The sequence below is a fragment of the Mesorhizobium sp. B2-4-6 genome (genome assembly GCF_006442775.1).
Lineage (GTDB): Bacteria > Pseudomonadota > Alphaproteobacteria > Rhizobiales > Rhizobiaceae > Mesorhizobium.
On sequence record NZ_VFVI01000006.1, the window covers coordinates 261,573 to 282,623 of the forward strand.

Below are 21,051 nucleotides of genomic sequence, written 5' to 3' on the forward strand. Positions count from 1 at the left end.
CGCGAATGGTCCAAGTCCGCCAGAGCACGATCATCGATGCCCCGATCGAGGAGGTCTGGGCCATGCTGCGCGATTTCAACGGCCACGACCGCTGGCACCCGGCCATCGCGTCGAGCGAGATCGATGGCGGCGAGCCGGCCGACGCGGTCGGCGCCGTGCGCCATTTCCGTCTGGCCGACGGCGGCGAACTGCGCGAGCAGCTTCTGGCGCTGTCCGACAAGGAGCGCCGGCTGAGCTACTGCCTGCTCGAGGCGCCGCTGCCGTTGATGGGCTATGTCGCGTCGATACGGCTGAAGCCGGTCACCGACGGCAACGCCACCTTCTGGGAATGGCGCTCCGAATTCCACCCGCCGGCGCATCGCCGTGACGAACTGGTGAAGCTGGTCGCCGAAGATATCTATCGTGCCGGCTTTGCCGCGATCCGCAATCTCCTCGGGCGCCGCGACGCCGCCATGCCGGCCGAGGCAAGGCCGTCGCCGGCAATCATGCCGTCGAGGCCAACAGGCGTGGCATCCCGTTCGATCCCCGCGCCGTCGGTCCTAGCACCGCCCCGGGACACACGAGAAACGACGCGCGCGATCCTTGTCGAGCGCTATGGCGGACCGGAGGTTCTGCAGCTGAAGGAAATCGCATTGCCGCCGCTGGCGCCCGACCAAGTGCGGATCCGCCACACGGCGATCGGCGTCAACTTCATCGACGTCTATTGCCGCACCGGCTTCTTCGATCTCTTGCGGCTGCCTGGCATTCCCGGCATGGAAGCGGCAGGTGTCATCGAGGCTGTCGGCGCGGCAATATCCGGCCTTTCGGTCGGCGATCGGGTGGCCTATGCCTGCCCGCCGGTCGGCGCCTATGCCGAGCGCCGCAACATGACAGCCGACCTGTTGGTGCGGCTGTCCGACGACATATCGGACGAAGCCGCCGCCGCCAGCCTGCTCAAGGGCGTGACGGCCAGCTTCCTGTTGCATGACATCCATGCCGTTCGGCCAGGCGAGGTCGTGCTCATCCACGCCGGCGCAGGCGGCATCGGCCAATTGCTGGTGCAATGGGCACGCCATCTCGGCGCCATCGTGATCGCAACCGTGTCGAGCGATGACAAGGCGCGCATCGTCGAGCGTCTCGGCGCGCACCATGTCATCGTCTACTCCCGGGAGGATTTCAGCGAGGCGGTGATGCGGCTGACCGCCGGCGCAGGCGCCAACGTCATTTACGATGCCGTCGGTGTCGATACTTTCGCCGGCTCGCTCGCGGCCCTTGCCACACGCGGTCATCTCGTCAGCTTCGGCCAGGCATCGGGACCGGTCGGCGCCTGGGACATCGACCGCCTTGCCTCGAAGTCGATCACCGTTTCGCGGCCCAATTATGCTCACTACACCGACACGCCCGAGAAGCTCGCGCCGCATGTCGACCGCTTCTTTACGGCATTTCGCCAACGCGCCGTCAGGATCGCGCAGCCCGTGGCTTACGGCCTGGCCAAAGCGCGGACGCCCACCAGGACCTGGAAGCCCGCAGGACCAGCGGTGCGCTCGTTTTGTTGCCGTAGCCACCGATCGGGTCGCTCGTGCGCTTGTCAGGAGCGATGAAAAGCTATTGACGCCGATGCGCATCAGGATTTCCGATTTCCACTTCTCGAGCGAGCTCTCCGATTTCCATTCGGCGGCATAGTCTAATAGACTGCCTCATAGGCTTTGCATTGATCGAGCATGCTGCGATCGCCGAGGAACTTCAGCTCGCCGAGCTTGTGGTCGCGGTAGACTTCGCAGAAGCCGGCGGGGAACCAGCCGCGCACGGTCTCGTTGGCCATCATCCGCTCGATTGCCTCGCCGAGCGATTGCGGCAGCCGGGTGAAGCCGCGTGCGGCGAGCGTCGCCGGATCGAGCAGCGAAAGATCTTCCTGCGTCGCCCGTGGCGCCTCGAGCTTTTCCACGATGCCCTGCACCCCGGCATGAACGATAGCCGCGAGCGCCAGATGCGGCGATGCCGCGGCGTCGGCCGCGCGGAATTCGATGTTGTACTGCCTGGCGACGCCCTCCGGATCGCGCGCTGTGGTCGGGCATATCCGCACCGACGCCTCCCGGTCGCGGACACCGAGATTGTTGAAGGCCGCGCTCCAGCGATGCGGCGTCAGCCTGAGATAGGAAACCGACGATGGCGCCGTGAAGGCGACGATGCCGTCGAGATATTTCAGCACTCCCGCGACGAACGCTTGCGTGACCGCGGACATGCCGTGCGGACCATTCTCGTCATAGGTCGCCGGACGGCCGCTGGAATCCTCGAAGCTGAGATGGATATGGACCCCGTTGCCGACGCCGTCGGGATGGCGGATCGGGGTGAAGCTTGCCTCGTCGTCGAAGCGCCGGGCCGTGGCGCGGACCATCTCGCGCAGGACAAGACCGGCATCGGCCATGCGCACGCCGCGCTCCGGGCTGATCGTCACCTCGTATTGACCGACGCTGTATTCTTTCATCACCGTGTCCGGCTTCAGGCCGGCCGCCTTGATCGCCGCCATCAGCGTTTCGGCGAATGCCGCCCGGTTGCGGTAGCCCTCCATCGAATAGGCGCCGCCGCCATCGCCGGCCTTGAGGTGGAACTCGTGTTCGAAGGCACCGACCAACCGGACACCCGCGACGTCCTCCAGCTTTTTTAGCGCCGATTTCAGGATGGAGCGCGTGCAGCACTCCCAGGGAGTGCCGTCGAGGGTCAGGATGTCGCCGAGCATGAAGTCCTCGGCCGGGCCGCCATCCTCGAAATCCACCGTCACGCGGCTGTCCCGGTCGGGCACCAGCAAGAGGTCGCCAAGCGAACCATACGGGCTTTCGGCAATCGCGTCGAAGCAGGTGATCTGCACGTTGGTGGGCGTCCATCCCACGCCGCACCCTGCCCTTTTTTCGAGGAGATCGAGAGGAAATGCCTTGCCCCGAACACGCCCCGAAACATCGCATGTGGCGACGAAGAGCAGGGGTTCCCTTATCATTTTGTCGACTTCCTTTCCTTGTCCAGCCGCAGGGCGTCCCAGGCGCGGATGCGGCTGCTTGTGGAATTCCAGTCCCGTTCGGAAATGTGGGTGATCATCGCGTCTACCGTGACCATGGCGGCGATGTAGGTGTCCCATGCCGTTCCGTTGTCGATCGAGAGCGCGATGACCTCGGTCGCCTCGCTGGAGACCGGCGACATCCATTTGTCGGTGAAGATCAGGACTTCGATGCCGCTCGCCTGCTTGGCGGTGCGCGCGAGTTGCTCAAGGCGCGGCTGATAGCGACGAAAATCGAACACCACGAGCACGTCGCGCGCCTTCATCCGCAAGATGTATTCCGGCCAGACTTCCGGATCGGGCGGGATGTGGAAGACGTCGCGCCGGATCTGGCGCAGATGGCGTGAGAAATGCTGCGCGATGGGATCGCTGATGCGGCCGCCGATCAGATAGATCGCCCGCCTTTCGTCCGCCACCATGCCGCAGATACGCTCGAACTGCACTTGCGTCAGCGCGGCGGGAACCGCGCGCACAATCTGGCTCGCGCGTTCGACATAGGCTTCGAGGAAATTCGCGCCATGGGAGCTTTTGCTGTGCAGCTCCACCGGCGAGCGATGCCACTCCTTGAGCTCGCCGATCAGCTTGTGCTGGAAATCCTGGTAGCCCTGGCAGCCCAGCTTGGCGACGAAGCGCGTGATCGAAGGCGCCGACACGCCGGTCTTGTCGGCGAGCGTCTGGATCGTCTGCAGCCCGGCAAACGGATAGTCCGCCAGCAGCGTCGAGGCCAGCTTGCGCTCGGCCGGCGTCAATGCGCTCTCAAGCTCTTCGATCTGTGCCCTGAGTTCCATTCCCGCCTTCCTCCCACGCAGAAAAAATTTAGTCAATTGTCATTTTAGATTTGACATTGATGAAAAACTTTCATCATCCTTGCCCAGAGAGAAGGCATCATGAATATTTCCGATCAACCACCGAAGCTTCTCGGCGACGCCGATCCCCTCCCCGTGGAGATCGTCAATCCCGCCGGCAACGGCGATGTGCTCCTTGTCTGCGAACATGCCGGCCGCGATATCCCATCCTCCCTGGGAGATCTCGGCATCGCGGCCAGCGAGATGGACAGGCACATCGCCTACGACATCGGCGCGCGCGATCTTGCCTTGACACTCTCCGAGCGCCTCGATGCGCGCCTCATCGCGCAGCGATACAGCCGGCTGGTCATCGATTGCAACAGGCCGACGGATGCCGACGACTCCATACCGCCGGTCAGCGATGGAACGGAAATCCCGGCCAACAGGAACCTGGAGGACCGGGAACGGGCGCAGCGTGCCACGGAGATTTTCGAGCCGTTCGACCGCGCGCTGGCGCAGGCGATCCGGGATCGCCGGCCGAAGGCCATCTTCGCGATCCACAGCTTCAATCCGGTGCTGCGGGGCGTGTCGAGGCCGTGGGACATCGGCTTCCTCTACAGGAAGGACGAGCGGACCTCCCCGGCGCTCAAACAATATCTCCTAGCAGCCGCGCCGGATCTTTCGATCGGCATGCAGGAGCCTTACGCGATCAGCGATCAATCCGATTGGTTCGTACCTGTGCATGGCGAGCGCAACGGCATTGCCCACAGCCTGATCGAAGTACGAAACGACCACATTTCGCACCCTGAAGGCGTGGCGCGTTTCGCGGACCTTCTCGCGGGCGCGATCGGCGATTTCATGAAGAGAGGCGACTAAGGAATGGAACTGACACGCAACGTTCCGCTGGTGCCGGAACAATCCTGCATCCTGTTCATAGATGTGCAGAATTTCTCGGCGCATCCGGACGGCGGCGAGTTCAAGGACCTCGGCAAAGCCGAATTCGAGGAAAAGTACGGCTGGTTCTTCAAGCGCATCAAGGGCGAAACCATCCCGAACATGAAGCGCCTGCTGGATGCCTTCCGAGCCGAAGGGATCGAGGTCATGCACACGACGATCGAAAGCCTGACCAAGGATGGCCGCGATCGCAGCCTGGATTACAAGATCACCGGCTTCCATGTGCCGAAGGGATCCTGGGACGGCAAGGTCATCGACGAACTGGCGCCCGCGGACGACGAGATCTGCCTTCCCAAGACGTCCTCCTCGGTCTTCGTCTCCACGCATATCGACTACATCCTGCGCAATCTCGGCGTGCGCCAGCTCGTGATATCCGGGCTCCTGACCGACCAGTGCGTGGAAAGCGCGGTCCGCGACGCCTGCGACCTTGGATATCTCGTCACGCAGGTGACCGATGCCTGCGCGACCTATTCGCAGGAACGCCACGACAATTCGCTTCGTACCATCAAGGGCTATTGCCGCCAGGTGACCACCGACCAGCTTCTCGACGAATTGCAGGGGCCAGCGAAATGAGCGACATGATTTCCGCCGTCTGGAAGGCCGTCGAAGAGGACCGGGATTATGTCGTCGGACTGACCCGGGACATCGTGCGGATACCATCGGTCAATCCGAAATTTCAGACCGACCCCGCCATCAACCGCGAGGCCGACGTACAGACCCATCTCGCAGGCGAACTGGAGGCGCTCGGCTTCGACGTCGACCGTTGGGACGTGTTTCCGGGCCGGCCGAACTTGGCGGGCGAGTGGGCAGGCAGCGACGAGAAAAGCCTTATTCTTTGCGGCCATGTCGACGTCGTGCCGGTGGGCGATCAGTCGAAGTGGAACTGCGATCCGTTCGGCGGCGACATCAAGGACGGCCGCATCTGGGGCCGGGGCGCGATCGACATGAAGGCCGGCGTCGCCGCCTGCGTGGCGGCGGCCCGCGCGGTCCGCAAGGCGGGCGTCAAGCTCGACGGCCGGCTCGCCATCCACACCGTGGTCGACGAGGAGGCCGGCGGCTTTGGCGCGATGGATCTCGTCAAGCGTTCGCGCCTGGCGAAAAGCGCTATTATCGCCGAGCCGACCTGGGGCAACATCGTGCCGGCCGAAGGTGGGCTCACCTGGGTGCGCGTGACGATTTTCGGCAAGCAGGCGCATGCCGGCTGGCGCTTCAACTCGATCTGGCCGCAGCCGCATGTCGAGGGCCGTCTCACGCCCGGCGTCAATGCGATCGAACTCGCCACGCGCTTCCTGATGGCGCTGCGCGATTTCGAGACCTCGCGCTGCCGGGACAATTGGCACCCGCTCGTGCCCGCCGGCCTCGCCACGATCAATCCGGGCGTCATCCGCGGCGGCGCGGGCATGGGTCCCGACGGCACGCCAGCGATCATGACCAACGCGGCCATCATCCCCGATATCGTCACCATCGACCTCGATTACAAATTCATGCCGCAGGAGAAGTTCGAGGACGTGAAGGCGGAGTTCGAAAACTTCGTCCACCACTTCGCCGCCTCCGACGCCTGGATGCGGGATCATCCGCCATCGATCGAATGGGATCTCTTCGGCCTCAACTTTCCGCCGATGAACACCCCGGTCGACGCACCGCTCGTGCAATCGCTCAATCAACGCGCCACGGAGGTGCAGGCCAAGGCGCCCGCGATCAAGGGTTTCGAAGCCGTCACCGATGCGGCGCATTACGCCGGCGCCGGCGTGGTGCCGGTGATCTACGGACCGGCCGGCGACGGCTTCCACGGCGACAATGAATGCGTGGAGATCGAAAGCCTGATCGAGACCACGAAGGTCATCGCCGCGGCCATCATCGACACGTGCGGCGGCGCCTGAACCGACCGACCCGCAATCCAACAAAGCAAAATATCAAGGGTAACGAGACGCATCCGGAGGATCCCGGCTCTACCGTTACGGAGACGGCTAGGAGCCCTTCCGCGACATCGGCGAGACCGCCGCGGTCAAGGGTTGCGGCGAGGCAGCGCTCGCCCTGCGTTTCACTCGGCACGGGCCTGTGATCGCCGAATATCCCAACCGGTGTCTGGACCGATCCCAACCGGCGTCTGGACCGATCCCGGCACGGCGCCTTACACCGCCGGCATCTTGATCGGCTCGAAGCCATGGCGGCCGACGCTCTGGGAGAGTTCGCCGCGCTGGCGCTTGGCAGTCTGGCGAAAGCCTACGACACATGCCTGCAGATGCTCGGCCCCGATACGGATGAATGGGCATGGGGCACCTGCACGAGGCGCTTTTCGAGCACCCGGCTGGAGCGGTCGCCGATGCCAAGGGCCAATGGAATCTCGGCCCCTTCCCCTTCAGTGGCAACGACACAGCACACCGATGAATGGCTGCTACCGAGCCACCGACTTCCGGCTCACCATCGGCGCCTCGTTACGGATCGTCGTCGATGTCGGCGACTGGGACAACAGCGTCTGCATCAATACGCTGGGCCAGTTCGGCTATCCGCGGTCGCAGCATTGCGGCGACATGGCGCCGCTCTGGGCCGCAGGCGATTACGTGCCGCTCGTCCATACCGATAAGGCCGCCGAAGTCGCGGTGGTGCTGACCTTGAAGCTCGTGCCGCAACGCGCCGCATAGGCCTGGCGCGAGCGCGACGGTCCGAACCGCGAATTCGGCAGTATTCCTGACATCTAGCGAAAAGCCCGATGGTACCGTTGGCTGGGATCGAACCAGCGACCTCCGGATCCACAATCCGGCGCTCTAACCAGCTGAGCTACAACGGCACGCCTGCCTGAGCTGGATCGAGGAAGCTTCTTTCCCGGCGATCCGCTCTGTCGTTCGGCGATGCGTCAAATACGGGCTATCGGATTCTAATTCAAGGGCCTTGATAAGGTAAAGGCCGGGTTTCCTCATCCGCCTTCGTGAAGGCAAAAGAAAAGGCCGGCGGGAGGAGGTGCCGGCCTTTTCCTGTTACGAGCCAGCGGGAGGAGGTGCTGGCTGGTCACCCCGGAAACGGAGGGAGGAGGTTCCATTTCCGGGTATCTGGTTGTTCAACCCTATCGCACGACTATTTGTCTGACGAAATGCGACGTTTTGATGCATCGCAGGGTTGTGCGCGAAAATCAGGCAGCCTTGGCGTCCTTCATCGCCTTCTCGAAGGCGCTCTTTACCGGCTTGGAGACGTCCTCGACCGCCTTGGTGGTAACGGCCTGGAACTCCTTGGCCTGCTCGACGGCCATTTCGACGCGCTTGCGCAGGAAGGAGGTCTGCAGCTCGACGACTTCCGAAAGGGTCTTGGCACCGACCAAGGCTTCGAAGTGCGAGAAGCTGGCCTCGGCATTGGCGCGCATCGCGGCGATGGCCTTCAGCGAAACGTCGCTGGAAATGGTCTTGGCGGTCTCGTAGGTCGACTCCAGAACCTTCTGGGTCTCCTCGGCGCCGGTCTTCAGCTTGGCATAGGCTTCCTTCGACTGCTCGACGCCCTTCTCGGCGAAAGCGCGGATCTGGTCGGTGGCTTTGGAAGCATCGAAGCTCGGGAATTCAACGTTCTCGATGGTCTCTGCGGTCTTGGCGGTGGTCTTGGACATTTTCCAACCTTTCGGGGCAGCGGCTTTGACAGAAAGCCGTCTCGTTCATGTATGATGGCAATATAAAGGATTTTTTGTGCATTGCAACATCTTTGTTGCACCGCACCATAAAATCTTCCCCTACGTTAGTCATGAGAGCCGTTAACCAAGAGCCCAGAGATTTCGACCGATGCAAGCCCAGGCTTGTGGACCTCTGGGCCGCGGGCTTTTATTAACAAAGCGTTAACTGAAAAATGCCCGCTCCGGAGGGTTGGCCAGCGCATGCCGCCTGAAAACTACTCCTTCCTCGACGTTGCCGTGCTCGACGCGGTGCGCCAGCGCTTTGCTGCGGGCGATGCCTTGGCCATTTTGTCGGTCGACCTCGAACAGGTGATCTGGGCGAACGGTCCGGGGGCGTCGGTGTTCGGTTATCCGGATATCGAGGCCATCATCGGCGCCTCGGCGCGGCTGCCGCTGGTCGCGCGCCGGCAGATCATGGCGACCAGCGGCTTTCCCAACATCGGCAGCGATCGCGCCATCACGGTAAGGCTGGCCACCGGCATGGTAAGTCGCGCCGCAGGCTTCCTGGCCAGCGCAGTGGCGATGCCGGACGGCGAGACGGCAATCATGCTGGCAGTGCCGGCGGCGCAGATCAGTTCGCGCAGCGCCGGCGAAATCGCCAGCCGTGCAATCGGCGGCTTTACCGAGGCCGGGCATTTCATTGCCTTCGTCGACGCGCAAGGCGATGTCGAAGCAGCCTCGGACGGCTTTGCGGCGCTCGGCATCGAGCCGCGGACGCTGGCTGCGCTGGTTGCGGATGTGGCAAGCAGCGGCGACCGCGTCGTCAAACGCCTTGTGCCAGGCACCAACACCTCCTATCCGGCCGGGTTTGCGCGGCTCACCGATACGCGCCATCTGCTGGTGGTGATCGACGAGGACCAACTCGACGACTCCGATGGTGACCAAGACGATCAGCCGGTCGCCGACCAGGGCGATCAACAAGTTGCGGCGCCCGAGGCCGGCCAGCCGTCTACCCGGACCGACCATCAGGCCGCCGCCGACCCCGGCCGGCAGGCCGCCGATGCCGGCGCCGGCCAGCACGATCATTGGTACTTCAATGCCGGCAACGAGGACGGTGGGCATACTCAGCCGACAGCGCCGGCGAAGAACGCACCGGAGGGGGCCGCAACGGCCGAAGGTCAAGGGCGGGATGGCGGCGAAGCCGCCACATTGGCCCAGCCGACCCCGCCCCGCTACATCGACCGCTCCGCGCCGCCATTGCGCTTCGTCTGGCGCACTGACGCCGAAGGCAGGTTCAGCGCGCTGTCGCCCGAATTCGCCGACATCGTCGGCCAGCCTGCCGCCGATGTGATCGGCCGCCGCTTCAAGGATGTTGCGGCAACTTTCGGCCTCGACGCCTCGGGCGAGATCGCCGGCCTGCTCGACCGGCGCGATACCTGGTCCGGCCGCTCGGTGCTGTGGCCGGTGGCCGGAACCGGCCTGAAGATCCCGGTCGATCTGGCGGCGCTGCCCGTCTATGGCCGCAGCCGCGCCTTCGAGGGTTTTCGCGGCTTCGGCGTCGCGCGCGGCGCCGACGCCGTGGCCGATCCGGAAGCGCTTGGCATGGCCCTGGTGCCGAATGCCACACCAGCCGGAGCCGAGCCGCCGGCCGAGCAGCCAGGCACGAAACAGACCGAACAGTCGAAGCCTGAAGACCCCTTCCAGGGCGAAGTGCCGGCATTGACCATCGTGCCGAAGCCGGAGCGGCGCTTTGCCGACAAGGTGATAAGGCTGGCCGAGCATCGTCAGCCGGCCAACGACAAGCAGCCGGGAAGCGACACGCCGGCAAATCAGAGGAGCCTGTCGATCCTCGAGCGCAGCGCCTTCCGCGAGATCGGCGAGCGGCTGCGCAAGGATAGCTCCGCGCCTGTCGAGGAACGCGCCGCCGAAGCCGACAAGCAGCCCGATGCGGCCGGCGAGGGCGCGGCGACGGTGAAGGAACCGGCTAACGAAACGAGGACCGACGCAAACCAGCCGCTTGCGCCCGACACAGCGGAGGACGACGGTTCCGAGCGGGAAGCGAGCTTGGCATCCGCAGCGCAAACCCCGGAAGCTGACGACGCGAAAGCCGATGCGGAGACCGCGGAAGCGGAGACCGAAGCGGAAGACCAGGAAGATCTGGCGCGGCTCGATGGCATCGATGGCGTCGCCGAGGCAGACGACACCGGCCAGGCCGAGACCTCGGCGGTTTCCGGCTCGCTGCTCAACTTTGCCGATGAGGAGAAATCCACGGAAGACGCCGGCGTCGCGCCGGTTTCCCAGCCCGAGCAGGCAGAGGGCGCCCGTCAGGCCGACGAATCTGCTTCCACGGAACCGCGGCAGCCGATCGAACAGCCTGCGGCAAAGCCGGTCGCGGACGGGCAGTCCGGCCCTGATGCGACGGCCAACGACGACAGCATGACCGCCGACGATTTCCGCGATGCGCAGGACAATGAGGATTGGGCAGGCTCCGACGCGGATGCCGCCGCCGCGGCGGAAGAACAGCCGGAAGAAGGGGCAGTGCCGGCGCGGCCGCGCCTCGACGTGCCGCCGCTCAAACTGTCGGGTTTCGTGCCGTCCGCTTTTTCGACCGGAGAGGAAGCCAAGGCGCCCGGTGCATCCATCCTCGCCAGGCTGCCGGTGCCGCTGCTCATCCATTCGGGCGACGTGCTGCATTATGCCAACGAAGCCTTCCTCGAACTCACCGGCTACGATGCGCTGGACGACCTCGCGGATGCGGGCGGCCTGGGCGCGCTCTTCGCCGATCCATATGCCGAGGACACCGCGGCGGACGAAAGCGACCACTCGCTGAAGCTCAAGACCCGCAACGGCCAGGAATTTCCGATCGATGCGCTGCTGCGCTCAGTCCCGTGGCGCGGCGGCAAGGCGCTGATGCTGGTGGTGAGGCGTTCCGGTGAGGACGACGCGGCGCATTTCACCGCCGCCAATGACGAACCGGCGCTGCAGCCGGACGTGCCGGAACTGAAGTCGCGCATCGCCGAAATGCGCACCATCATCGACACCGCCACGGACGGCGTCGTGCTGATCGGCCGCGACGGCGACATCCGCTCGATCAGCCGGCCGGCGGAGGCGCTGTTCGGTTTCGACAGCGACGAGGTCGCCGGCAAGCCCTTTGCCTCGCTGTTCGCCATCGAGAGCCAGCGCGCGGCGCGCGACTATCTCGCCGGCCTTTCGGAGCCGGGGGTGGCGAGCGTGTTGAATGACGGTCGCGAGGTCATCGGCCGCGAGGCGCAGGGACGTTTCATTCCGCTGTTCATGACCATCGGCCGGCTGCCCAATGACAGCGGCTTCTGCGCCGTGGTGCGCGACATCACGCAATGGAAGCGTGCCGAGGAAGACCTGACGCAAGCGCGCGCCGTGGCCGAGCGCGCCTCCTCGCAGAAGACGGATTTCCTGGCCCGCATCAGCCATGAGATCCGCACCCCGCTCAACGCCATCATCGGCTTTTCCGAGCTGATGGTGGACGAGAAATTCGGCCCGATCACCAACGACCGCTATCGCGACTACCTGCGCGACATCAACCGCTCGGGCAACCATGTGCTCGACCTCGTCAACGACCTGCTCGACATCTCGAAGATCGAGGCCGGTCAGCAGGAGATGGATTACGAGGCGGTGTCGCTCAACGACACGCTGGCCGAGACGGTGGCGATGATGCAGCCGCAGGCCAATCGCGAACGCGTCATCATCCGCTCCAGCTTCGCCTCGCGGCTGCCGGAAGTGGTGGCGGACCTGAGAAGCGTGCGCCAGATCGCCCTGAACGTCCTGTCCAACGCCATCCGCTACACCCAGGCCGGCGGCCAGGTGATCGTCTCGACCGCTTACGAAGCCTCGGGCGATGTCGTCATGCGCGTGCGCGACACCGGTATCGGCATGACCCAGGCCGAGATCGAGCAGGCGCTGAAACCGTTCAAGCAGATCAATGCGTTGAAGCGCGGACGCGGCGACGGCACCGGGCTCGGCCTGCCCCTCACCAAGGCCATGGTGGAGGCGAACCGCGCCCGTTTCGCCATCACCTCGACGCCTGGCGAAGGAACCCTGGTCGAGGTCGCCTTCCCATCGACCCGCGTGCTCGCGGAGTAACCTGCCGACGAGCCGCGCCAAAGAAAAAGGCGTCCTGGAGGACGCCTTGAGAAATGGGATGCTGTCACAACGGGGGCTTGAGCTGAACCTCAGGGACGAGGATCGGGATTTCTCCCTCAAGTTACACGCGACTATCGGGGTCGTCCCTTAACAAGTCCTTACCGGGTGCCAAAAAAATTTACGAATGTGTACCACCCGTGAAATCTAGGTAAATTCGCCGGACAGATTTCGTTAACCACGACATGCCATCAGCTCGCAAGCTGCGGCAGGTCGCGGAACAGTTCCAGCGCTTCCGGATTGGCGAGCGCTTCCTTGTTCTTCACGGTGCGGCCGTGGACCACGTCGCGCACCGCGAGTTCGGTGATCTTGCCCGACTTGGTGCGCGGGATGTCTGTGACGGCGACGATCCTGGCTGGCACGTGACGCGGGCTGGCGCCGGTGCGGATCCTGGCGCGAATGCGCTTTTCCAGATCCTCGTTGAGGGTCACGCCGGCGGCCAGCCGTACAAACAGCACGATGCGCACGTCGTTGTCGAAATCCTGGCCGATGCAGAGCGCCTCGAGGATTTCCGGCATCTGCTCGACCTGGTTGTAGATCTCGGCCGTGCCGATCCTGACCCCGCCCGGATTGAGCGTGGCGTCGGACCGGCCGTGGATGATCATGCCGCCATGGGCCGTCCATTCGGCGAAGTCGCCATGGCACCAGACATTGTCGAAACGCTCGAAATAGGCCGCGTGATATTTGTTGCCTTCGGGGTCGTTCCAGAAACCGATCGGCATCGACGGGAAGGTCTTGGTGCAGACGAGCTCGCCCTTATCCTGCCGGATCGGCTTGCCGTCGTCGTCCCACACGTCGACCGCCAGGCCAAGGCCTGGGCCCTGGATCTCGCCGGTCCAGACCGGCTCGGTCGGCACGCCGAGCACGAAGCAGGACACGATGTCGGTTCCGCCCGAGATCGAGGCCAGATGCACGTCCTTCTTGATGCCGTCATAGACAAAGCGGAAGTCCTCCGGCGACAGCGGCGACCCGGTGGAGGAGATGGTGCGCACGCTTGACAGATCGTGGCTGGCGATCGGCTTCAGACCGGCCTTGCGGACCGAATCAATGAATTTGGCCGAGGTGCCGAAATAGGTCATCTTCTCGGCATCGGCGAAATCGAACAGCACATTGCCGTCGGGGTAGAAGGGCGAGCCGTCATAGAGCAAAAGCGTAGCACCCGAGGCCAGCCCCGAGGCCAGCCAGTTCCACATCATCCAGCCGCAAGTGGTGAAATAGAACAGGCGATCGCCATCGAGCAGGCCGGCATGCAGCCGGTGCTCCTTGACGTGCTGGATCAGCGTGCCGCCGGCCGAATGCACGATGCATTTCGGGATGCCGGTCGTGCCCGAGGAGAACAGGATGTAGAGCGGATGCGCAAAGGGCAGCCGCTCGAAGCTGACAGTCCTGGCGGCAAAGGGCGAGAGCGCGTCTTCGAGCGCGGCTGCCTTGTCGACGGTGGCGGCCACATCGCTCGAGGTGCCGAGATAGTCGACGATGAGCACCTTGCGAACGCTCGCAAGTTTCATGGTCACGGCGCGCACCTTGTCGGCCACCTCGATCGCCTTGCCGTTGTACCAATAGCCGTCCGGCGCGAGAAAGACGACCGGCTCGATCTGGCCGAAGCGGTCGAGAACGCCCTGCTCGCCGAAATCGGGAGAGCATGACGACCACACCGCGCCGATCGAGCTTGCCGCCAGCATCGCCGCAATGGTCTCGGGCATGTTCGGCATCATGGCGGCGATGCGGTCGCCGGCCTTGACGCCGAGCGACAGGAAGAGCTGCTGCAGGCGCGAGGTCAGCGCATGGAGCTCGTTCCAGGAAAGCCTGCGCTCGACCTGGTCCTCGCCGCGGAAGACGATGGCCGGGCCGGCGCCGGTGTTCTGCAAAAGGTTCTCGGCGAAATTGAGCCTGGCGTCGGGAAAGAAGCTGGCGCCGGGCATCTTCTCGCCGTCGACGAGGCGCCGCTCGCCCTTGTCGCCGACAAGCCCGCAGAAATCCCAGACCAAGCTCCAGAACGCTTCGCGGTCGTCGATCGACCAGCGATGGAGTTCGGCATAGCCGGAGAACGACAACCCGGCCTTCGCCTCCGCGGCCTTCATGAACACGGTTAAGGGCGCTGCGTCGATCAGTTCCTGCGTCGGGGTCCACAAAGGTGTGTCGGCGGCCATGATCACTCCTCCCAAAGCGCGTCGCGTTCGAGCCCGTCAAGCCCAACGCCGCCTATGCCATCGTCCCGGAAACGGCGCGCTTGCGGATCGGGATCGTGCGGACCGCTTATGCATATTGCAGCGCAGCGGAGCAAGATTTTGTTCGGGGGACTCATGGCTGCGGCTGCGCAAATGCCATCGCAAGGCCATAAAGACTTGAAAAGCGTCGGCGCTCGGTTACACCCGTCGGGCGATTTGTCGGCAATGAAAGCATACGGGGCAAAATGCCATCATCTCTGATCCGGCGCGGGGTGTGGGGGATCGGCGTTGCCGTGCTCATCATCGCGCTCGCGGTCGCGGCGCTGCCGCTGATTGCCTCGACCCGCATCGTGCGCGACCGCATCGCCTGGGAATTGAGCGCCTGGAGCGGCTTCAGGGTGACGATCGACGGCTCGCCGCGCATCGAGGTGTGGCCGAAGTTCCGCGCCATCCTCAGCGACGTGACGCTGTCGCAATGGACCGAGACCGACGCGCCTCCGGTCGTCGAGGCCGATCGCGTGGAGGTCGATCTCTCCGCCATGGCAGCCTTGCGGGGCAACGTCGCTTTCTCGACCGCGAGGCTGGTGCGCCCGACGATCAGGGTCCAGCGCATGGCGAGCGGCTTCTATCTGCCGCCGCTTCCGACCGGGGGGCGCATCACGCGTTCGATCGACACCGCGCGCGGCGTGGTCACCGCCAACCCGCAGAAGCCGGATCTCGGCAAATTGCCGTCCGATCCGTTCGGCACCGTCGAGTTCCGCGATGGTCGCGTGGTGACTTCGGTTGACGGCAAGGACGCCGAAATCCTGAGCAGCCTGAACGGCCAGGTGAACTGGGAAGCGATGAACAGCGAAGCATCGATGACCGCGACCGGTATCTGGCGCGGCGAAAGCGTGCAGCTCGATTTCTCCTCGACGAAACCGCTGGTGCTTTTTGCCGGGGGAGCCGCGCCCGTCACTCTTTCCTTCAAGGCGGCACCTGCGACGTTCTCCTTCGACGGAACGGCCTCGATGTCGGACAATGGCTATCTGGACGGCCAGGCGAAATTTGCCGCGCCGTCGCTGCGGCGCGTGCTGGAGTGGTCGCAGGCAGGCATCGCGCCCAGTGCTGCGATCGGCGCGGTCTCGATCGCCAGCAAGGTGAACGCCTCGGCGGGGCGCGGGAAATTCGAGAACACCACCGTCACGCTCAACAACAATCCGGGCATGGGAGCGCTGGATTTCTCCTTCGCCGAGGGCAGTCCGGTGATAGCCGGCACGCTCGCCTTCGACACGCTGGACCTGAGATCCTTCCTGTCGGCTTTCACGCCTGTCGCGCCCACCGGCGAGGACGGCCCCGGCGACATCGACACCAGCTTCGCCGACCGCATCAACCTCGACCTCAGGCTGTCAGCGGCCCATGCCACGGTGGGACCGGTCCAGCTTGCCGACGTCGCGGCCACCGCGCAGGTCAAGAACGGCCTTGCCGTCTTCGACATATCCGACGCGTCGGCCTTCAACGGCAACATCCAGAGCAGCCTGCGCTTCGACCGCAAGCCGGAAGGCACGCAGGTCGAGATGCGGCTCCTGGCATCGGATGTGGATACGGGAGCCTTTGCCACGGCGGCGGGAATGACGCGACTGGTGCCGGCTGGCACCGGGACGGTGTCGATCATCCTCAAGGGACCGGGCAAGGCCTGGAACTCCATCTTCGAGAATGCCGACGGATCGTTCTCGGCGACTTTCGGGCCGGGCACGCTCAACGGGCTCGACCTGCCGGCCTTCCTCAAGCGCAACCAGCAAGGCGGCTTCTTCGCGCTCGACGACGTCGCCAATGGCTCGCTGCCGATCGACGGCGCCGAGATCAAGGCGAGCATTTCTAAGGGAGTGGCGCGCCTCGACAAGGCCGAGATCAATTCGCAAAAATACAAGATCTGGCTGTCCGGTATCGCCTCCTATGTCGGACGCGGGCTGGCGCTTTCGGGCGGAGTGGTGCCCAACGGGCAGCCGGCACAGCAGCCCCGGGCCAACGGCCAAGCGACCAGTCCGGCTCCCGCGCCGCCGAGCCAGTCGCTGTTCTTCGTCGGCGGCAACTGGAGCGCGCCGTTCATATCGCCGATCGCTCCCGGCGTTTCGGGCCAGTAGATGCGGGGGCGCAAAGCGCCCTTGCTCCTATCACTCAACCGCGTTGCGCGGCCTGCTCGTCGAGCTGGCGCTGGATCTCGCGGCGCTTGTTGGCGATCGAGGCGATGATGACGCCTACCGCCACCACCGCGATCAGGATGGTGCAGGCGGCGTTGATTTCCGGCGTCACGCCGAGGCGCACCTGGCTGTAGATCTTCATCGGCAGCGTGGTGGCGCCGGGACCCGAGGTGAAGCTCGCGATGACCAGATCGTCCAGCGAGAGCGTGAACGCCAGCATCCAGCCGGAGATGATCGCCGGCAGGATGACCGGCAAGGTGATCTGGAAGAAGGTCTTCACCGGCGGCGCGCCGAGATCCATCGCCGCCTCCTCCAGCGAGCGGTCGAAGGAGACCAGCCGCGACTGCACGACGACGGCGACGAAGCACATTGTGAGCGTGATGTGGGCGAGCGTGACGGTGAGGAAGCCACGGTCAAGGCCGACAGCGACGAAGAGCAGCAGGAGCGACAGCCCGGTGATGACTTCCGGCATGACCAGCGGCGCAAACACCATGCCGGAAAACAACACCCTGCCGCGGAAGCGCGTGAAGCGCGTCAAGGTCAGCGCGGCCAGTGTGCCGAGCACGGTCGCCACCGTCGCCGAGATGACGCCGACGCGCGCCGTCACCCAGGTGGCGTCCATCAGGCCCTGGTTGTGGAACAGCGACACGTACCATTTGGTCGAGAAGCCGCCCCAGACGGTGACGAGCTTCGATTCGTTGAAGGAAAAGACGATCAAAAGCACGATCGGCAGATAGAGGAAGGCAAAGCCCAGCACGATCGAGGTGATGTTGAAACGGCTCCAGGTCGAGTTCATCTGCCCTGCTCCTGTGCCTTGGCCTGCGCCTGCTGGAAGAACATGATCGGGATGGTCAGCACCAGAAGCAGGATGACGGCCACCGCCGATGAGACCGGCCAGTCGCGGTTGGAGAAGAATTCATTCCACAGCGTCTTACCGATCATCAGCGTCTGCGAGCCGCCGAGGAGGTCGGGAATGACGAACTCGCCGACCGCCGGGATGAATACCAGCAGGCAGCCGGCGACGACGCCGGGCAGCGACAGCGGGAAGGTGATCTTCCAGAAGGCGCCGGTCGGAGGACAGCCAAGGTCCTGCGCGGCCTCGATCAGCGAATAATCCATCTTCTCCAGCGAGGAATAGAGCGGCAGCACCATGAAAGGCAGGTAGGAATAGACGATGCCTATGAAGATCGCCGTGTAGGTGTTGAGGATCACCAGCGGCTGGCTGATCAGGCCCGTGGCGAGCAGGACTTGGTTGAGCAGGCCCTCGGGCTTCAGGATACCGATCCAGGCATAGACGCGGATCAGGAACGAGGTCCAGAAGGGCAGGATCACCAGCATTAGCAGGGTCGGGCGGATCGTGGCCGGCGCCCGCGCCATGCCGTAGGCGATCGGATAGCCGACGATCAGGGTGAGTATCGTCGAGATACCCGCGATGATCAGGCTCGTCACATAGGCGTTGAAATAGAGCGCGTCCTGGGTGAGCCAGGTGTAGTTGTCGAAGTTGAGCTCGCGGACGCCGGCGAAAAATCCCGAAACGCCGTCCTTGAAGCCGAGCACCGGCGTATAGGGAGGCATCGAGATCGCCGTCTGCGACAGCGAAATCTTGAAGACGATGATGAAGGGAACGAGGAAGAAGAACAGCAGCCAGAGATAGGGGATGATGATGACGAGGCGGTTGACGAAGCCTTTCGCCAGCCTCGCCGGCAGTGTTGCGGTTTCAGTCGATGGAGCGGCAGTCGCTGCGATATCCGTCATCTCAGCCTCCTACCTGGCCAGCACGACGCCGGCATCGGGCCGGAAGGAGACCCAGGCACGGTCGTTCCAAGTGAGCGGATCCTCGGTGACGCGCGAGGCGTTCAACGCGCTTGCCCGCACGATCTGACCGTCGTCCAGCCTGATGTGGTAGACGGTCATGTCGCCGAGATAGGCGACGTCGTAGACCTCGCCTTCGAGCGCGTTGACGGCATCGGCCGGCTTTTTGGAGGAAACCCTGATCTTCTCCGGCCGGATTGCGAAGACGATGTCGGAGCCGGCAGCGGCGTTGCTGCCATTGTCGACGACGATCTCAGCGCCGGTCGCGCCGGTGATGCGCGTGGTGCTTGCCGTGCGTTCGGCAATCTTGCCTTCGAACATGTTCACATTGCCGACGAAATGCGCCACGAAGCGCGAGGCCGGCGCCTCGTAGATCTCGGCGGGCGTCGCGACCTGCATCACCTCGCCCTTGTCCATGATGGCGATGCGGTCGGCCATGGTCATAGCCTCTTCCTGGTCATGCGTGACGACGACGAAGGTGAGGCCGAGCTCCTGCTGCAGGTCCATCAGCTCGAACTGCGTTTCCTCGCGAAGCTTCTTGTCGAGCGCGCCGAGCGGCTCGTCGAGCAGCAGAACCTTCGGGCGCTTGGCGACCGAGCGGGCAAGCGCCACGCGCTGGCGCTGGCCGCCCGAGAGCTGGTGCGGCTTGCGCTTGGCGAACTGCTCGAGCTTGACGAGCTTCAGCATCTCGGCGACGCGCTTTTCGACATCGGCTCCGGGCATGCCTTCCTGCTTGAGGCCGAAGGCGATGTTCTTTTCCACCGTCATATGCGGGAACAGCGCGTAGGACTGGAACATCATGTTGACCGGCCGCTTGTAGGGCGGGATGCCGCGCAGGTCCTGGCCGTCGAGCAGGATGCGGCCAGCCGACGGTTCCTCGAAGCCGGCGAGCATCCTGAGCAGGGTCGACTTGCCGCAGCCGGAAGCGCCGAGAAGGGCGAAGAATTCGCGCTCGAAGATGGTCAGCGACAGATTGTTGACGGCGGTGAAGTCACCGAACTTCTTGGTGACCTTATCGAACTGGATATACGGCTTGGCGTTCGGGTCGTTCCATGGCGCGAAATCCCTGCGGATGCTGCCAAGCGATTTCATGGTCCCCACTCCGTTACTTTCTTAAAAATTCCCCAAAGGAAAGCGACCCCGGCAGTTGGCTGCCGGGGTCGTATCTCAATGCTTACTGGCCTGTGACGATCTTGGTCCAGCTGCGCGTGATGACGCGCTGTGTCTTGGGATCGTACGGCGCAACCGTGTACAGCTTCTTCGTCGTCTCTTCGTCCGGATAGACCGAAGGATCTTCCAGGATCGCCTTGTCGATGAATTGCTGCGAGGCCTTGTTGCCGTTGGCGTAGAGCACGTAGTTCGACGACTTGGCGATGACTTCGGGCGTCATCATGTAGTTGATGAACTCGAGCGCTTCGGCGACATGCGGCGCGTCAGCGGGGATCGCCATCTGGTCGAACCACATCTGGGCGCCCTCCTTCGGCACCGAATAGCCGATCTCGACGCCCTGTTTGGCTTCCTCGGCGCGGTTACGCGCCTGGAAGACGTCGCCCGACCAGCCGATCGCCATGCAGATATCGCCATTGGCCAAAGCGTTGATGTATTCGGACGAGTGGAACTTGCGGATATAGGGCCGGACCTTCAGCAACGCTTCCTCGGCCTTGGAAATATCGTCCTGCGAGGTGCTGTTGGGATCGAGGCCGAGATATTTCAGCGCCGCGGGAATGATGTCGGCCGGAGAGTCCAGCACGTACACGCCGCAATCCTTCAGCTTGGCCAGCTTGTCCGGATTGAAGAAGACGTCCCAGCTGTCGATCTTGTCGGTGCCGAGCGCGGTCTGCACCTTCTTGACGTTATAGCCGAGGCCGACCGTGCCCCACATGTAGTTGACGGAATATTCGTTGCCCGGATCGTATTTGGCGGTGCGCTCGGAAATGACGTCCCACATATTGGAGATGTTGGGCAGTTTCGACTTGTCGAGCTTCTGGAACACGCCCGCCTGTATCTGGCGCGCCAGGAAGTTGGCGCTCGGCACGACGACGTCATAACCGCTGCCGCCGGCAAGCAGTTTCGTCTCCAGGATCTCGTTGGAATCGAAGGTGTCGTAGACGACCTTGATGCCGGTCTTCTTGGTGAAGTCTTCGATGATCGAGCTGTCGATATAGTCCGACCAGTTGTAGACATTGACGACGCGGTCTTCTGCATGGCCACTTAAGGTGAAAAGCGTCAGAAATGCCGACGTCGCCGAAAGCCAGAGCGCTTTGCGGATCATGGTGTTCTCCTTTGGTGAGTGTTCCCTCGCCGGCTCGTCGCGATATGGCGGGGCGGCGTTGGTTTAAGACTATTGAGCTTTCCG

15 protein-coding genes and 1 tRNA gene are annotated in these 21,051 nt (G+C 63.9%); 7 read left to right on the forward strand and 9 right to left on the reverse strand.

Translation table 11 applies throughout. The features are described 5' to 3' along the window. The first annotated feature begins 5 nt into the window (after window positions 1-5). Window positions 6-1,580 (forward strand): SRPBCC family protein, encoded by a 1,575-nt coding sequence (locus FJ957_RS17960; RefSeq protein WP_210243246.1) that lies wholly within the window; start codon window positions 6-8, stop codon window positions 1,578-1,580. Between the two features lie 83 nt (window positions 1,581-1,663). On the opposite strand, the gene FJ957_RS17965 is transcribed toward FJ957_RS17960, so the two are convergent. Continuing rightward, window positions 1,664-2,971: a glutamine synthetase family protein gene (locus FJ957_RS17965; protein ID WP_140833571.1), complete on the reverse strand. Its 1,308-nt coding sequence runs from the start codon at window positions 2,969-2,971 to the stop codon at window positions 1,664-1,666. Continuing rightward, a complete protein-coding gene (locus tag FJ957_RS17970; RefSeq protein ID WP_140833573.1) occupies window positions 2,968-3,816 on the reverse strand; it encodes a MurR/RpiR family transcriptional regulator in 849 nt (282 codons plus the stop codon). Before FJ957_RS17970 ends, FJ957_RS17965 begins: the two co-directional genes overlap by 4 nt. 99 nt (window positions 3,817-3,915) lie before the next feature. Between FJ957_RS17970 and FJ957_RS17975 the strand changes: the two genes are divergently transcribed. The 4 genes from FJ957_RS17975 (at window position 3,916) to FJ957_RS17990 (ending at window position 7,409) form a co-directional block, all read left to right on the forward strand. Next, window positions 3,916-4,689: an N-formylglutamate amidohydrolase gene (locus FJ957_RS17975; protein WP_246685871.1), complete on the forward strand. Its 774-nt coding sequence runs from the start codon at window positions 3,916-3,918 to the stop codon at window positions 4,687-4,689. A gap of 3 nt (window positions 4,690-4,692) precedes the next feature. Beyond that, entirely contained in the window at window positions 4,693-5,340 is a 648-nt protein-coding gene (locus FJ957_RS17980) for an isochorismatase family cysteine hydrolase (protein WP_140833579.1), read from the forward strand. Then, entirely contained in the window at window positions 5,337-6,647 is a 1,311-nt protein-coding gene (locus FJ957_RS17985) for an ArgE/DapE family deacylase (protein WP_140833581.1), read from the forward strand. The genes FJ957_RS17980 and FJ957_RS17985 overlap by 4 nt, the downstream gene beginning before the upstream one ends. Before the next feature lie 504 nt (window positions 6,648-7,151). Further along, a complete protein-coding gene (locus FJ957_RS17990; protein WP_181180607.1) occupies window positions 7,152-7,409 on the forward strand; it encodes a penicillin acylase family protein in 258 nt (85 codons plus the stop codon). Between the two features lie 69 nt (window positions 7,410-7,478). Here the strand turns inward: FJ957_RS17990 and FJ957_RS17995 are convergent. Both FJ957_RS17995 and FJ957_RS18000 read right to left on the reverse strand, forming a co-directional pair. After that, window positions 7,479-7,555, reverse strand: a tRNA-His gene (locus FJ957_RS17995). Window positions 7,556-7,894: 339 nt separating this feature from the next. Next, a complete protein-coding gene (locus FJ957_RS18000; RefSeq protein ID WP_140833585.1) occupies window positions 7,895-8,359 on the reverse strand; it encodes a phasin in 465 nt (154 codons plus the stop codon). Window positions 8,360-8,620: 261 nt separating this feature from the next. Between FJ957_RS18000 and FJ957_RS18005 the strand changes: the two genes are divergently transcribed. Next, complete coding sequence (locus FJ957_RS18005) at window positions 8,621-12,478, forward strand: PAS domain S-box protein (RefSeq protein ID WP_140833589.1); 3,858 nt, start codon at window positions 8,621-8,623, stop codon at window positions 12,476-12,478. Window positions 12,479-12,726: 248 nt separating this feature from the next. Here FJ957_RS18005 and FJ957_RS18010 read toward each other — a convergent pair whose 3' ends face one another. Continuing rightward, window positions 12,727-14,685: an acetoacetate--CoA ligase gene (locus tag FJ957_RS18010; protein ID WP_140833594.1), complete on the reverse strand. Its 1,959-nt coding sequence runs from the start codon at window positions 14,683-14,685 to the stop codon at window positions 12,727-12,729. Window positions 14,686-14,948: 263 nt separating this feature from the next. Between FJ957_RS18010 and FJ957_RS18015 the strand changes: the two genes are divergently transcribed. Next, a complete protein-coding gene (locus tag FJ957_RS18015; protein WP_140833598.1) occupies window positions 14,949-16,826 on the forward strand; it encodes an AsmA family protein in 1,878 nt (625 codons plus the stop codon). 34 nt (window positions 16,827-16,860) lie between these two features. Here the strand turns inward: FJ957_RS18015 and FJ957_RS18020 are convergent, their stop codons facing one another. From FJ957_RS18020 to FJ957_RS18035, 4 genes are all read right to left on the reverse strand, one after another. Continuing rightward, window positions 16,861-17,679, reverse strand: a complete 819-nt coding sequence (locus FJ957_RS18020) for an ABC transporter permease subunit (RefSeq protein WP_140679326.1) — start codon at window positions 17,677-17,679, stop codon at window positions 16,861-16,863. After that, the gene (locus FJ957_RS18025) at window positions 17,676-18,638 is read right to left on the reverse strand and encodes an ABC transporter permease subunit (protein WP_140833601.1); all 963 of its coding nucleotides are present in this window, start codon (window positions 18,636-18,638) and stop codon (window positions 17,676-17,678) included. The genes FJ957_RS18020 and FJ957_RS18025 overlap by 4 nt, the downstream gene beginning before the upstream one ends. Before the next feature lie 9 nt (window positions 18,639-18,647). Then, window positions 18,648-19,787, reverse strand: a complete 1,140-nt coding sequence (locus FJ957_RS18030; RefSeq protein WP_140833603.1) for an ABC transporter ATP-binding protein — start codon at window positions 19,785-19,787, stop codon at window positions 18,648-18,650. Between the two features lie 82 nt (window positions 19,788-19,869). Beyond that, window positions 19,870-20,967 carry a polyamine ABC transporter substrate-binding protein gene (locus FJ957_RS18035; RefSeq protein WP_140833604.1) on the reverse strand — a complete coding sequence of 366 codons (1,098 nt, stop codon included), beginning with the start codon at window positions 20,965-20,967 and terminating at the stop codon, window positions 19,870-19,872. Window positions 20,968-21,051: the final 84 nt, after the last annotated feature.